This is a genomic window from Pseudomonas sp. FDAARGOS_380, assembly GCF_002591235.1.
In the GTDB taxonomy this organism is placed as follows: Bacteria; Pseudomonadota; Gammaproteobacteria; order Pseudomonadales; family Pseudomonadaceae; genus Aquipseudomonas; species Aquipseudomonas salmasensis.
This window is the reverse complement of record NZ_CP023969.1, coordinates 4,033,991-4,049,312: the sequence shown is the minus strand read 5'-3', so window position 1 is coordinate 4,049,312 and position 15,322 is coordinate 4,033,991. Positions and strand designations below refer to the sequence as shown.

The 15,322-nt window shown below is 59.5% G+C and carries 9 protein-coding genes; 3 read left to right on the top strand and 6 right to left on the bottom strand.

Annotated features, from left to right (window positions below):
• Positions 1-20: 20 nt before the first annotated feature.
• Positions 21-1,151 (top strand): FMN-dependent L-lactate dehydrogenase LldD, encoded by a 1,131-nt coding sequence (lldD, locus tag CRN80_RS18900; RefSeq protein WP_003192725.1) that lies wholly within the window; start codon positions 21-23, stop codon positions 1,149-1,151.
• 413 nt (positions 1,152-1,564) lie between these two features.
• Positions 1,565-2,491, top strand: coding sequence for a GGDEF domain-containing protein (locus tag CRN80_RS18895; RefSeq protein ID WP_032896050.1), 927 nt, complete (start codon positions 1,565-1,567; stop codon positions 2,489-2,491).
• A gap of 44 nt (positions 2,492-2,535) precedes the next feature.
• On the opposite strand, the gene CRN80_RS18890 is transcribed toward CRN80_RS18895, so the two are convergent.
• The 6 genes from CRN80_RS18890 to CRN80_RS18865 form a co-directional block, all read right to left on the bottom strand.
• Positions 2,536-3,309 (bottom strand): TenA family transcriptional regulator, encoded by a 774-nt coding sequence (locus tag CRN80_RS18890; RefSeq protein WP_178110423.1) that lies wholly within the window; start codon positions 3,307-3,309, stop codon positions 2,536-2,538.
• A gap of 78 nt (positions 3,310-3,387) precedes the next feature.
• Entirely contained in the window at positions 3,388-5,850 is a 2,463-nt protein-coding gene (locus CRN80_RS18885) for an EAL domain-containing protein (RefSeq protein WP_098950785.1), read from the bottom strand.
• Positions 5,851-5,921: 71 nt separating this feature from the next.
• Entirely contained in the window at positions 5,922-7,724 is a 1,803-nt protein-coding gene (locus CRN80_RS18880) for an ABC transporter ATP-binding protein (RefSeq protein WP_044274460.1), read from the bottom strand.
• On the bottom strand, positions 7,717-8,352 hold the full coding sequence (locus CRN80_RS18875; protein ID WP_032896046.1) for a DsbA family protein: 636 nt from the start codon (positions 8,350-8,352) through the stop codon (positions 7,717-7,719). Before CRN80_RS18875 ends, CRN80_RS18880 begins: the two co-directional genes overlap by 8 nt.
• Positions 8,353-8,355: 3 nt before the next feature.
• The gene (locus tag CRN80_RS18870; RefSeq protein WP_032896045.1) at positions 8,356-9,297 is read right to left on the bottom strand and encodes a rhodanese-related sulfurtransferase; all 942 of its coding nucleotides are present in this window, start codon (positions 9,295-9,297) and stop codon (positions 8,356-8,358) included.
• A 131-nt stretch (positions 9,298-9,428) separates the two neighbouring features.
• The gene (locus tag CRN80_RS18865) at positions 9,429-12,185 is read right to left on the bottom strand and encodes an RHS repeat protein (protein ID WP_178081025.1); all 2,757 of its coding nucleotides are present in this window, start codon (positions 12,183-12,185) and stop codon (positions 9,429-9,431) included.
• Between the two features lie 349 nt (positions 12,186-12,534).
• Between CRN80_RS18865 and CRN80_RS18860 the strand changes: the two genes are divergently transcribed.
• Complete coding sequence (locus CRN80_RS18860) at positions 12,535-15,306, top strand: Tc toxin subunit A (RefSeq protein WP_256588506.1); 2,772 nt, start codon at positions 12,535-12,537, stop codon at positions 15,304-15,306.
• Positions 15,307-15,322 lie beyond the last annotated feature (16 nt).

Sequence of the window (15,322 nt, the reverse complement as noted above, 5' to 3'; positions counted from 1 at the left end):
GCCCTGTGGAGACACCGTCGATGATCATCTCGTCCGCTTCCGACTACCGCGCTGCGGCCAAGCGCAAGTTGCCGCGCTTTCTGTTCGATTACATCGACGGCGGCGCCTACGCCGAGCACACGCTGCGCGCCAACAGTTCGGACCTGGCCGAGATCAGCCTGCGCCAACGCATCCTGCGCAATGTCGACGACCTGAGCCTTACCACCCAGCTGTTCGGCACCGAACTGGCGATGCCGGTGATCCTCAGCCCGGTCGGCCTGACCGGCATGTACGCGCGCCGCGGTGAAGTGCAAGCGGCCAAGGCGGCGGCCAACAAACATATCCCCTTTTGCCTGTCGACAGTGTCGGTGTGTTCGATTGAGGAAGTGGCTTCGCAGAGCCCGCAGTCGATCTGGTTCCAGCTGTATGTGCTCAAGGATCGCGGCTTTATGCGCAATGCTCTGGAACGGGCGCAGGCCGCCGGGGTGACCACGCTGGTGTTCACCGTCGACATGCCGACACCGGGCGCACGCTACCGCGACGCCCACTCGGGCATGTCCGGCCCCTATGCGGCGCAGCGGCGCATGTTGCAGGCGGTGACCAAGCCGCAATGGGCCTTCGATGTGGGCTTGATGGGCCGCCCTCACGACCTGGGCAATATCTCCAAATACCTGGGCAAACCCACCCACCTGGAAGACTACATTGGTTGGCTGGCCAACAACTTCGACCCGTCGATCAGCTGGAAAGACCTGGAGTGGATCCGCGAGTTCTGGAAAGGCCCGATGATCATCAAGGGCATCCTCGACCCGCAGGATGCCAAGGACGCGGTGAGTTTCGGTGCCGACGGCATCGTGGTCTCCAACCATGGCGGCCGCCAGCTCGACGGGGTGCTCTCCACGGCCAAGGCGTTGCCGCCGATTGCCGAAGCGGTGGGCGATGACCTGACCGTGCTGGTGGACTCGGGCATTCGCTCCGGGCTCGACGTGGTGCGCATGCTCGCCCTGGGTGCCAAGGCGTGTTTGCTGGGGCGCGCTACCGCCTACGCGCTGGCCGCCGAGGGCCAGCATGGGGTGGAGAACCTGTTGGATATCTTTGCCAAGGAAATGCGCGTGGCCATGACCCTGACCGGGGTCACTTCCATCGCGCAGATCGACCGTACCACCTTGGTCTAGTAGTGATGAGGGGTGGTGTACTTTGTGTGCGGATAACCGAAGCGTTGTTTATTTGCGACAAACAACTCGCCCCACCGAAACAGTAAGGTTAACCGGGCCGGCAGCAACGCTGGCCCAAATCAGCCAAATAACTGGCGCCATGCTTTAACGGACTTTTCTTACTTAAAAATCAGTTAATTGATTTATAAAGAATTTTTCCAACTAAATACACTTGGCATGAATCTCGCTCTAGTACTGTTCAAGCAGGTTCGGCGATGACAAGACGTGCGGCAGTGCCCCGGGGTTATAACCCAAGGAAAAGCGGTTTAAACTGTTTCCGATGTTTTACGGAACTGACGGATCAGTAAGACGCTTGGCACTCGCCACTCTCATCCCGCCTGTAAGACAGCCCAGTGCTTAGAGGCCACGCGCTTATGAAAACCCCCACCCAGACCAACGCAATTGACTTTGACAGTGCCAAATTGCAACGCCTGGGATTTGGCCAGCCATCCTTACGCCCACGCCGCCCCGCCACCCTCGCCGAACTTCGCCAGCAACTGAACCAGCAGTTGCAGACCAGTCTGGAGCCGGAGCGCATCCTGGGCCTGTTCTTTCGTGAGGTTCAGCGCCTGGTGCCGCTGGACGCCTTGCAATACCGTCACGCCGCCAGCGACCTGCGCCTGGAGTTCGGCCACCGGGGTCATCACTCCGTCAGCTACACCCTGAGCCATGAAGGCGAGCACCTGGGGGAACTGGTCTTTCGTCGCAACCAGCGGTTGCTTGAAGAGGAGTTGAGCCAGCTTGAACTGCTGCTGGTGACCTTGCTTTATCCGATGCGTAACGCCCTGCTTTACCGCGCCGCCACCCGCAGCGCCCTGCGTGACCCGTTGACCGAAACCGGCAACCGTGTGGCCATGGACCAGACGCTGCAGCGAGAAATCGACATGGCACGCCGGCACCTGCACCCGCTGTCGTTGTTGATGCTGGACATCGACCACTTCAAGAAAATCAACGACACCCATGGGCATGCCGCCGGTGACAACGTCCTGCGCGCCGTGGCCGGGGCGATCAAACGCCAGCTGCGCAACGTGGACATGGTGTTCCGGTTTGGCGGGGAAGAGTTTTTGATCCTGCTGTCCAACACCGGGCGCGATGCCGCGCGGATGGTCGGTGAGCGCCTGCGCCAGGCGGCACAAGCCCAGGATTATTGGGTGGAGGGCACGCGAATCGAACTGACCGTGAGCCTCGGTTGCTCGACGTTGCTGGCGGCAGAATCGGCTGAAAGCCTGCTGCGTCGGGCCGACAATGCGTTGTATGTGGCCAAGCGCGAAGGTCGTAACCGCCTGGCTATGGCGGGGTAAGGTCAGTTGTGGCGAGGGAGCTTGCTCCCTCGCCACTGTTACCACTACGCCTCGCTGGCGATGCGCACAGGACGCTCGCGCACGGCTGGCGCCTTGTCTTTCTCCGCATTCTCTAGACGCATGCAGCTTTCCAGGAACAAGTGCATGTAGTCGTAGCTCTTGCACACCGCCTGGCGCAACTCTTCCTGCAAGGCCTTGCTCGGGTTGGTCCCGGCCAGGGTGCAGATGATTTCCAGGGCTTCCCAAGGGTGGGCATCGTCGTACTGGGCGTGCATCTTCAGCCACTTCATCGCCCGCTTGCGATCTTCCTCCGGGAAAGCGGCAGCATACACACCGGTAGAGCAGACCACGGCGGACCACTCCCCCGTAGCCCCCTCGATCGCGTAGTTGGTGGCGGCAATCGCGACGATCAACGCATCCGCCGAGCTGGTGTGCCAGCACCAATGGCTCAGGGCGTGCAACTCGGGCGGCACCTCCTGCGCTTGCAGCTCTTCAAGGCTGACGCCGTGAGCCCGTGCCCAATTGACCCAGTAGTCGGCATGGTTGAGCTCCACACGAATGTTGCGCATCAGCCAACGGCGCGCCATGTCCTCCCCAGGATGACGGGCAAACTTGGTCTTGGTCAGGTTCTGCGCCATGTACAAGGCAAACTGTTCCACCACCGGCCAACCACCAATGAGGTAGTGACGCAGGGTCTTGGCGCTGAGGGCGTTGTCACGCATGCGCTGATACAGTTCGTGCTCGACAACCCGGCGCTTGCTCTCGCTACAGTCCTGGATCAGCTGTTGCGCCCAGGCAGGGTAACTCGAGGCTTCCATAAGCGGGCCGGTTCTGTTGAAGGTGTCGATCACTGTGGGGCTCCTTTTCAAGTGTGATTGTACAGACCAGCAAATGTTTCAGCGGAAAGTGCCGGGCGCCTTGAATAACAGTGGCTGCGGCCGCTCAGGGCGGCACTGCAGGCTATCAAAGGTAAACAATTGCGGGCGTTCAATCAGGTAGCCCTGAGCGTAATCCACACCTATCTCAAGTAAAGCCTGTTCGATCTGCGGTGTTTCAACAAACTCGGCAATTGTGCGCTTACCCATGACGTGGCCGATGTGGTTGATCACTTCGACCATGGCGCGGTTAATCGGGTCGTCCAGCATATCCTTTACGAAACTTCCATCGATCTTCAGGAAGTCTACAGGTAAATGTTTCAAATATGCGAATGAGGACATTCCGGCGCAAAAGTCATCGAGGGAAAAATGGCAGCCTAACGCTTTGAGTTCATTAATAAATCGAATCGCGCTGCCCAAATTGGCGATAGCGCTGGTTTCAGTTATTTCAAAACAAATCATTTCCGGTGGAATGTTGTAAGTATCGAATTTCTGACGTAAAAATCCTAAAAAGTCATCGTCGCCAATGGTTATTCCTGACAGATTAATCGCACACATGGCCATGGGTCGGCCCGGACGCTCATGCATGCAGCGGGCGATAATCTTGAATACGTTTTCCACTACCCAACGGTCCAGGGACGTCATCAAGCCGTAACGTTCGGCGGCCGGAATAAAACTGTTGGGCAAAATGATCCGCCCCGCTTCGTCATGCAGGCGCAAGAGAATTTCAATGTGCCCATTGCCGGCGTCGGTAGTGCCCAACGGCGCAATTTCCTGGGCGTAGAGGCAAAAGCGGTCTTCCTCAAGGGCAATATGCAGCCGCTGTACCCAGGCCATCTCGCCAAACCGCACAGACAATTCCGAGTCATCGACGTGGTAGACCTGCACGCGGTTGCGCCCTTTTTCCTTGGCCATGTAGCACGCCATGTCGGCGGCGCGCAGGGAGGTTTCCAGGGTGGTCGGGGTTTGCGAGATATGCACCAGGCCGATGCTGACAGTGGTCATGAAGGGCCGGCCCTTCCACACGAAGTGCAAGCTCTGCACGGTATGGCGCAGGCTCTCGGCGATTTTTTCCGCCACCGGCGCCGGGCAGTTTTCCAGCAGGATGCCAAACTCGTCGCCGCCCAACCGAGCCAGGGTATCGCCCTCGCGCAGGTCCGACTGCAGCAGCGCGCAGATGTGGCGCAGCAATTCATCGCCCGCCGCGTGGCCACAGGTGTCATTGACCAACTTGAATTGGTCGAGGTCGAGGAACATCAAGGCATGGCGCCCACTTTGCTGGCGCGCGACCTGTTGCAGCACCTGTTCAAGCCGGAACTCGAACTCGCGACGGTTGGCCAGGCCGGTCAAGGCGTCGTGGGTGGCCTGCCAGGAAAGGTTGGCGATGTACTGGCGTTCCTGGGTCATGTCGTGCAGCACCAGCACCGCACCGCTGATCTTGCCGGCGCTGCGGATCGGCGCGCCCACCAGGGTCACCGAGACGGTGCTGCCGTCCAGGCGCTGGATCAGCTTGGAATGCTCGCTGCCGCCGCTGAACTGGCCCTTGACGATGTGTTCAATCAGGGTGAAGCCGTCGGGCTCGGCGTTTTCATCCAACAGCTTGAACAGCGCCGCCAGCGGTAGGCCCTGGGCCTGCTCCGAGCGCCAGTGGGTCAAAGCTTCGGCTGCAGGGTTCATGTAAGCAATGGCCCCGTCGACATCGGTGGTAATCACCCCGTCGCCAATCGACTCCAACGTGATCTGCGCCCGCTCCTTCTCCGCTTGCAGCGCATCGGCAAAGGCATGACGCTGGGCCAGCAACTTGTGGGTGCGCAGCAACGCCAACACGATCAGGCCCAGGGCGGTCGCCAGGTTGGTGATCAACAACAGGCGCAGGATCATCCGCGAACCTTCGCCCAGGGCATCGCTGAACGCCTTGGCGGCGGGAGTCACTCCTTCATTGATGGCCGTGATACGCGCCTTCCAACTATGGACATCGTCATCGCTGACGTAGCCGGAGGTAATGGCGCCGTGCATCTCCTGGGCCAGCTCATCCAACTGCACCAGGTAGCCGTCGCCCACCGTCCACAGCTCAATGGCTTTTTCCAGGTAGCTGAAATGACGGAAGTTGAGGTACAGCCAGATCAGGCTGGAAACGTCGTCCGGATGGTTGCCGCCCTTGAGAATCCCCAGGCGCGCGGCCTCCATGTCGGGATTGGGACGGTCCAGGGCAATGCGCAATTCATGCCCGCCCTGGGGCACGGCAATGGCCTGCTGGTATTTGAGGTAGGTGGCGTCGTTGCGGTTATCGGCGTAGAGGGTCAGGTAGTAAATGGCATCTTTCTGGCCCTTGGACCACAGGCTTTCGCCCGCCACATAGCCCCGCACTGCCGACAGCACGTAGAGACTGACGCAGCCTAACAATGCCTGGAACAACACGACGGCGATAAAGGGCCAGACAATACCCAACAGGCGTGGCGTTCCGAGAGTCCGCTTTTGCTTCATGAAGTCCCTTGCACATGCACAGCTTGATACGCACGCGAAAATCCGCTCCCGATAGCACAGCCTAAGCTAAATCAACGTACTTGTTGCAAGTGTCCGTACAGTTTGGCGTACAACCCGCCATCGGCAATCAACTGCTGATGGTCGCCGTCCTCGGCAATATGCCCGCCATCGAACACCAGCACTCGGTCAGCCTGCTTCACCGCAGACAGCCGGTGGGCGATGATCAGTGTAGTACGCCCACTGAGAAACCGCGCCAGTGCCTGGTGCAGGTTGTACTCGGTGGCTGCATCCAATGCAGACGTGGCCTCGTCCAGAATCACCACTTTAGGCTCGGCAAGCACCATGCGGGCAATGGCCAGGCGTTGGCGCTGCCCCCCGGAAAAACGCACGCCCGAGCGCCCGACCACGCTGTCCAGGCCCAAGGGCAGTGCTTTGACAGTAGCATCCAGTTGGGCGATTTCCAACGCCTGCCAGCAGGCTTGATCGGTGCGGGTACGGCCCATGGTCAGGTTGGCGCGCACGGTGTCGTTGAACAGCGCCGGGTGTTGCAGCACCACCGCGACGTTCTCGCGGATGGTCTCCAGGCCGATCTCCTGCTGGGTGGCAGCGCCAAAACGAATACTGCCGGCCTGGGGCGTATAGAGCCCCAGCAACAGTTGCACCAGGGTGCTTTTGCCGCCGCCGCTGGCGCCGACAATTGCCACCTTTTCACCCGGTGCGATGGCCAGGTTCAACTGGTTGAGCACCAGGTCTTCGCCGTAGCCAAAGTCGAGCCCACGCACTTCGATGCCGACCGTCTCGCGCCCGCTGAACGGGTCTGCGCCGCCTGGGTATTGCGGTTCATCGGCACGCGCCAGCAGCTCGTTGATCCGCGACAGCGCGCCGCCCGCCGCGTAATAGGCGTATTGCAGGTTCAGCAGTTGCTCCACCGGGCCAATCATGAACCACAGGTAACTGAACACCGCGAGCATCTGGCCGATGGACAGGTCGGAAAACAGCACGGTGAGCATGGCCGCGGCGCGGAAGATGTCGATGCCGAACTGGAACAGCAAGCCACTGGCGCGGCTCGACGCGTCGGTTTTCCACTGGGAATGAATGGCGTAGTCACGCACTTCCTGGGCACGCTGGCCCAGGCGCCCGAGGAAAAAGCCCTGGCGGTTGCCGGCGCGCACTTCCTGGATGGCATCCAGGGTTTCGGTCAGCGCCTGGGTAAAGCGTGAAGTACTGTCGTTTTCCAGCTTCTTGAGATGCTTGACGCGCTTGCCCAACTGCACCGTGGCGTAGATCACCAACGGGTTGAACAACAGGATCAACAACGCCAGTTGCCAATGCATCCACACCAGGATCGCCGAGGTGCCGACCAGGGTCAGCATCGCCACCAGGAAGCGGCTGAGGGTTTCGCCGACGAATTTGTCCAGGGTGTCCAGGTCGGTCACCAGGTGGGTGGTGACCGTACCGCTGCCCAGGCTTTCGTACTCACCCAGTGAGATACGCTTGAGACGTTCGATCAGGCGCACGCGGATGCGGTACACGATGTCCTTGGCCAAGCGCGCAAACAGCCGCGCCTGCACCACGTTGAACACCAGCGCGCCGCAGCGCAGGGCCAGGGTGACCATGAGCATCAGGCCGATATAGCCAGCAGCTTTTTGCCAACCCAGGGGCAGCGCGTGGTTCATCACCTTGAGAGCCGCATCGCCATGGCCCAGCAGCACTTCGTCCACCAGCAACGGCAACAACAGCGGGATAGGCACGCTGCACAGGGTGGCGAGCACGGCGACGCCGTTGGCGACCCATAGAGATTTCTTGTGACGCAGGGCCAGGCGGCGAATTTCCGCCCAGGTCAGGCGGTCGGTGCGTGGAGGCTGTTCATACACAGGCAGCTCGCTCCAGCCATCGACCCAGTAGCGGCGACAGCTCGGACAGCGGCTGGTAACCATTGGTCAGCAAGGCCAACTGGCCGTTGCGCTCGGCCAGCAGGGTCGGGAACCCGGCAATGCCCAGGTCCTGCACCCAGGTAAAATCAGCCGCCGTGGCCGCGTGCTGATCGGCACGGTCGAACTCGCCGGCAAACTCGATGCGTGGAATACCGGCCTGCTCGGCCAGTTCCACCAGCACAGGGGCCAGGGTCACGTCCCGGCCTTCGACATAGAACGCGCGCTGGATCAGCCCCAGCAGCTTCCAGGCACAATCCGGCGCCAGGCTGCGTGCGGTGACGATCGCGCGGCACGCAGGCTCCGTGTCGTAGACAAACCCGTCGGGCAACGCGCCTTCTCGCTTGAACGGCTGGCCGGTGGCGTCGGTGACGGCCTGCCAGTGTTCAAGGATGTAGCGCCGGGTAGTCGGCTCCAGCGCCGCGCCGCTGCCGGTGCGCAAGCCGCCCACCACCAGGTGCACGTCCACGCCGGCCGCCTGGGCCTGCTCTACCAGCGCTTGTGCCACCGGGGCAAAGCCCCAGCACCAGGAACACATCGGGTCCATTACATAGAGCAGGCGCGCAGACATGGCTCAGGCCTCGGAAGGGGTTTGCTTGTAGTTGTAACCAATCGGGTGCGGCATGTTGCGGGCCTTGGCCAGTTCGATCTGCTTCTGGCGGTCGATCGCACTGCGACGGGTCTTCTCCGGCAGCTTATCCCAGCAATGGGGGCAACTGATGCCGGCCACATAATGCTCAGAGGTGCGGTCTTCTACGCTCACGGGTGTGCGGCAGGCATGACATTGATCGTAGTCGCCTTCGCTCAAGTCGTGGCGCACGGTCACGCGATTGTCGAACACAAAGCAGTCGCCCTGCCATTTGGTTTCTTCCTGGGGCACCTCTTCGAGGTACTTCAGGATACCGCCCTTGAGGTGGTAGACCTCATCGAAGCCTTCGCTGAGCATGTAGCTCGACGCCTTCTCACAGCGAATGCCGCCGGTGCAGAACATGGCGACCTTCTTGTGCTTGGCCGGGTCGAAGTTGGCTTTGATGTAGTCGGGAAATTCGCGAAAACTGGTGGTTTTCGGGTCGATTGCGCCTTCGAACGTGCCAATCGACACCTCGTAGTCGTTACGGGTGTCGATCAACAATACTTCCGGGTCGCTGATCAGCGCGTTCCAATCCTGCGGGTCGACGTAGGTACCGACCTTTTTGTTCGGGTCGACGCCTTCAACGCCCAGGGTCACGATCTCTTTCTTGAGCTTGACCTTGGTGCGATAGAACGGCTGGTCGTCGCAGTAGGATTCCTTGTGGTCGATATCGACCATGCGCGGGTCTTTTTTCAGCCAGGCCATCAGGCCGTCAATGCCTTCGCGGCTGCCGGAAACGGTGCCGTTGATGCCTTCTTCGGCGATCAGCAAGGTGCCTTTGATGCCGTTATCGACCATCGCCTGCAACAGGGGCTCGCGCAGGGCGACGTAATCTTCAAGGGTGACGAACTTATACAGTGCCGCCACGACAATCGGTTGAGTCATGGGTGTTCTCTCCAGGTGGCTACCCTCGTAAGGGGTGAACCGGATGCAAAAAGGCGTCGCTCAGGCGACGCGGCGCGCATTCTAGCAAAACCACGCCGCCACCGCATCGGCATGCAGCCGCTGATATGCCCTCAACGGTGTGGGTTACGTACCCCCTCCACGCGGTACCGCGGGCCACCGAGATGGCTGAACATCAATCGATAGGCACCACGCCCGCGAGAAGAGGCGTAGCCATGCAAATCAGCGGACCATAGTTGGTCTCTGTGAGCATGCCAATGAACCGCGCCGAACCGCCCCTCACGCAAGTGGCTGAGGGTAAGAGCAATAATGCGACGCTCGCGGCCCGATAGTTGGGTATCTACAAGCCTCGCGGTATCGAACTCCATCTGCGGGGCAGCGGCTCTCGCTGCTGCCGGCGCTACCCACGGCACCTGCGCCTGTGCTTGCCGACCACCACGTGCGCGACTTGAACCAGCCACCGGTGTCGTCACCCCAACCTCGAACGCGCTTGGCCCCGCCTGCTGACCGCTCACGGCAGCGGACTCACGCTCTGGGCTTCGCAGCACTATCGCGCCATAGCCCATGCGTTTCAACTCAGGCATCGGGTTACGATTCGCCCTCAGTGCGCGTTCCATGTCTCCCGACTGGTCCACAGGCCCCACGTAGCCACGCAGGGTCCCCTGATGCCGATGGACCATAAGGGTAATGCCTTCTTCACCATGACGGCGCGCATAGGCAAAACTCACCAGCCGCTCCGTTTCTTCGTGACTCAGCCCCGCATCCTCCGCCGCAGCGATTGCCGTCTCCGAAACAGCCCTGGCGAAATTTTCTTCCTTTTGTTGCGCTGCGCTAGCCATGGCCTGCGGTTGCCTGCTTTGATAGGCACTGAAGCGGCTGGCACCAAACAGTAAGCCTCCCACCAGAGCCCCCACGGCAGCCCCCGCCCCCCCATTGCCCAGCAGCGCTCCCGCCCCCAGGCCCAGCAAGACCAGCACCAGGATCATCACGATTTCGTCCTGTAACTTGATATTTTCCATGGCGGCAGGCTGCAACCCCATTGAATCAACGAACGTGACCGGGTTGTTAAACGCCATGAGATAAGGATTGAGCTGCGCGCCTCCCCCTGCGGGGTCGGGGTTTATCCAGCGCTGCAACCATGGGGCGTAGTAGCGCAAACCGTAGTAATACAAACCGCTGCCATCACGCTCCTTGCCGGAGTATCGGCGGGTCTTGTAGCTGCCCTCCACCGCGTTGCGCGATGCCCACCACGCCGTCCCCCCATACGGAAAATAACTCTCCTGGCTCAGTAACTCAGCCTGTTCGCCCACCTCCAACCCATGACTTGACTGCTGATCCTTCAGGCAAAAGCGCAGGGTCTCATCGGCTGCCTCCTTATCGAGTCCCACCTCCCATTGCAAGACCTCCACCGTGCAACATGCCACTTCAAGACGCACTACATTGAGCTTACGCAACGGCCGATGGCGCAGTTCCAGGCCTGGCAGGTAATACACACGAGCCGTTTGCAGACTGCCAGCAACCTTCTGGCGGGTCAGCTTGAGCGCACGCTGGCCGTCGCTTGCATACACATAAGCCTCCTCATCCGAGTCCTCTTTCTCGCGCTGAATTGTCGTGACCCTGGACAACTGATTACGCACATTCCACGCCATCGGCAAACCACGCCCAAGCTGTTTCTGGTTGCCATTGGCATCAAAACCCTGCGCTAACTCGCCAACCGGATGCTCGCTCGACAACGCGCGATTACTGCCCGTTGCGACTTGCATGTCGCGGGTGTAGCCGACACCACTGGAGGGCACGTGGCGCAGCCGAGTCAGGTTGCCCCCCTCGTCATAGGCATAGTACTGGGCGTAGGTGCGCCATAGACCGGTATCGGTTGAACCGAACGAAATACGCGAGGGGAGCGCCGGCCCAATGGCGGCGGCGACACTTTCCCGGCCCGCCGCCTGGGTCAATTGGTACAGCGAGTCATATTCGTAGTGATATGAAGCCTCCACTTGCGTGTTGTGGCTCCATTTCGTCGGTTGCGCCTGATCCTGCAGGTTTGAAATATTTCCCACCGGATCATAGTCGTAGCTCAAATCCTGTAACGGCGCTGCCCGCTCATTTTTGCGATGGGCCACCAGTCGGCGCATACGGCCATCCTCGGCCCGATAAGTGGCCAGGCTGCTCACGCCATTGCCCAACAGGGCCTCCTCCACCTGACCGGCGGCGTTGTAGACGTAGCGCTCTATCACGGTCTTGCGCGCGCCACTTTTCAAGGTCAGATGAATATGTTTCACCTGTCCGTCCAGACCATAGGCAAAGTGCCGAACATTACCCTTGGCGTCGACCTGTTCCAAGGTGCCGCCAAGGACGTCAAACGCCCAGCGTGTAGCGTAATGCGCGCTTTCCAACTGCGGGTTCTGATCGGCCTGGGCAAGCGGCCAGTCAACATCGCCAGGCGCCTCGCGAAACCGCCGCGTTTGCCCGAGCACTTGCCCAGTGATCCCATACTGGTCGTACACCTGCGTGCCCGCCGGGTCGGCATGGTGTACCAAACGGCCGCTGCGGTTAAGTGCGCGGTGCTCGGGTGTTGGCGTGGCATACACCAGGCGTTCGACACATCGGGGGCGCGCTTGGTCGCCAGCTTGTTCGAACACCGCCACCGGACGCTGCAAAGCATCGTAGTCGTGGCGCTGATAAGCACCCCGCCCGTCCCAGGCATGCAACAGTTGCCCGGAGGGCGCCGACAGCATCAGCCGCATGCCTGCATCCACATCGTTGCGGCGGATCAGCGTACCGGACAGGCTATACACCGACACCTGATTCGCCTCGGTCAATGGTTCGCGGGATTTAAGGGTATGCAGACGAGGGTCCCACTGCTCAAGCATCAGGCCGCTGGCCCCATAGACTTGACGCCTGATACGGGCCGTCGGAGCAGCCTGAGGGGTAGCGCGTAGATAAGCGACACTACGGACCGCCAACCCACGGGGGTCAAATGCCACAAGCGAGGGTGTGTTTCGATGAAGTGAAGTAGACATGATCACATGACCTGAGTTGCACAATGGTCAGAAAGCCTAGGACTCATGTCTTGCAGCGAGGTGGTATCGGTGTACGGGCACCTCAACCGGCGGGCGCCGACGCTGCCTGTAAATACCTATACCTGGCCCCATTAACCTGCGTGATAGCGTTTTTCATTGCCCGCCGGCCCCATCGGCGGGCGTGAAGGAACGTATGAATATGCAAACCGACAACAGCCCGTTGCTCGCTCAACTGATTGATCACTCACGCCCGCCCGCTCCCGGTCGGGACGATTTCAAGACCGCCCTGCGGCGCCTCAACATCCACTCGATATTGGACATCGTACGTTTGTCCGAAGAGGCCTTTACCGAGCAACTGAAAAAGTACAACGATGACGATGCCCACACGGTGTATCTCAAGGCCCAGAACGCTGCCACGCAACTGGAAACCTTATTTCGCGAACAGCAAGTCTCGCCTCCCGCTTCTTCACCGCGCAATAAACGCAGTATCCCCCCCAAGACCAGCGCAATCTACCAGGCCTTGTTCCAGGAAAAGTGGGACCAGTTCTGCTCCAGTTCGTCTATTGCAGCGGTCGATTCGCCGATTGCCTACCTGCGGGCGCTCTATTTATTCGCCCTGCAGCTGGAAGAAAACACCAAGGACACCCGCGCACTCAAGCTGTCGCAGCGACGCCCGGAACTCAAAGACCTGGTACTCAACCAACATAGCGTTTCGGGCCAGGTTCCCATGTTGTCGATCGTCAACCAGATCCTGCTCAAAAATATCGCGCAGGCCAAAGAAGAAGATACCTATAAGGTGCTGAGTGAAACCTGGTACCCGTTTTCTCTGCCCTATCACTTCCACCATCAGCAATGCCAACAGGGCTTGTCGGGCGACAAGCCGGCGCTGGGTGAGTTGAACTATCGCATCAGTCGCCAGTTGCCGCTGGCGGAAGAAACCAGCAGTTACGGGCAGGTCGGCGAACAGAACAACGAGGTCCAATGTCAGTTATCGGGGTTGAGCCCTCAACAACAGACACTGCTGAAAAGTAGCTGGGTAGCCGAAACGGGCGCGAAAGCGTTCTATCACAACTATTACAACTGGAAGTCTGATCTGATCGGACCGGCAAAACTCACTGACTTTCTGAGCCACACACAACTGGATGCCGACCAGCTTCAGGCACTGCTTGCACTACAGACTCAGTCACCACGCCAATCGCCTAACTGCAAGCAAAAAACCAGCCTCAGCTACGGTGCGTGCTACATCAACGGCACGACCACACCCGCTATCAGCCTGGACAACGCCAAGCTGACCAACATCAGCCTTGAGCGCTTTGACAGGCTGCAACGCATGATTCGTCTACAGCGCTGGCTCGGCCTGCCTTTCGCGCAATTGGACACCCTGATAGTCAGCGCCATGCGCTGCGAAGGCAATCGCAACAACACGCTGCTGATCACCCATAACACCCTCCGGGCGCTGGGGGTCTTTTGCTATTTGAGCAAACGCTACACATTGCAAGCCGAAGAGTTTGCTGCCTGGCTTCATCAATTACCCGTTCATGCCTCAGGCGACCGCGTGTCATTGTTCGACCAGGTATTTAATCGCACCGGGTCTGCCCTGCCGCCCCTGTATCTGGACAGTGCCAGGTTCGACGATACCACCCGGCAACAGCTCTGCGCTGGGTTGGGCCTGCAAGACACCCAGGATTCGCTTCAACTACTGATCAACCCCAACAAGCCTGCAACCCGTACGATCGAGACAGTCAGCGAGATCTATCGGCAAGCAAGAATCGCTCGCCTGTTTGGGGTATCGGTCGTGGAATGCCGACAACTGGTGCAAATGCTCGGGAATGCGAACCTTCTCATGCAGTTGCGCAACCCAACGTTACGCAACAAACCGAAGGGCATGACTGACTTTCTCGATGTGCTCATGCAACTGGAATGGGCCAGCCGTTGGTTTAAAGAAAACGGCAGCAGCCTGGCGTTGCTCAGATGCCAACTATTGCTGGATCGCCAGGTCCAGGACCCGGTCATCAATCAGCTATTGAAGGAGTTCGCCCTCTATGACCAAGCGTCCCTTTCCAAAGCGTTGCAACCGCTTGATCTTCCTCAGCAACCCATTGACGAAAAAGACCGTTTACCCGCCGTTGACTGGGAAGCCTTGGCCTATACGGCGCTGCAACAGATGCGTCCCAGTAACAACATCGAGACAGCGCTCGATCAGGTGCTCTCTTCCGTTCAAATCAGCACGGCGCCTGCCCGTACGACACAGTTGATCAACCAAGCTAAGTCCAAGCTCCACACATTGCTGAGCACGGTGCGTGATGAGTTGTGGTCTTTATATCTACGCCTTAAAGCAATCATCCAAGCCGTCCCACAAGCCCCAAGCGATGCCAACGGCTATCAGAAATACGACAATGACCAGCATTTCCTGCGTTTATATGCCCCCGCTGCTGCACCGCTGCAAACCCTCAGTTATCTGATACTGCTGTTACCTCACGCCGCCGATATTCTGCAACTTCCCCTCAGCTCACAAGCACTTCACCAGTTCCTGGTCAATCCGCACTGGCTCGCGCGCAAGTACAAGATGCCCTCGCTGCTTGAACTGACCCCGTACAACCTCTACCTCATGCAGCAGTTCAAACACTGCATCCACCACTGCGGCCTGACGGAAGAGCAGCTTCTGAACTACTTCGAACACGCCAATGCCCTGCCCAACAGCACTGCGCAAAACACCAGCGAAGACACGAACGAGCATCTCGCTCAACTTTTAGGTTGGAGTGCCAGTGAAATCGATGTGTTCAGCAACCAACTCAAACCTCCACGCATTACTTCAATGAACCGCCTGGACTGGGTGCTGCGCTGCCGCCGAGCCAGCATCGACACAGGCCTGCCTGCCAACATGCTGATTAAAGCCAGCGAACTGAAAGCCGACTCTGCGTTTGCTGACTGGAAGAGCGTCGGTGAGGCGATCACCAGTGCGTATCCATAACCCATTCACACACTAC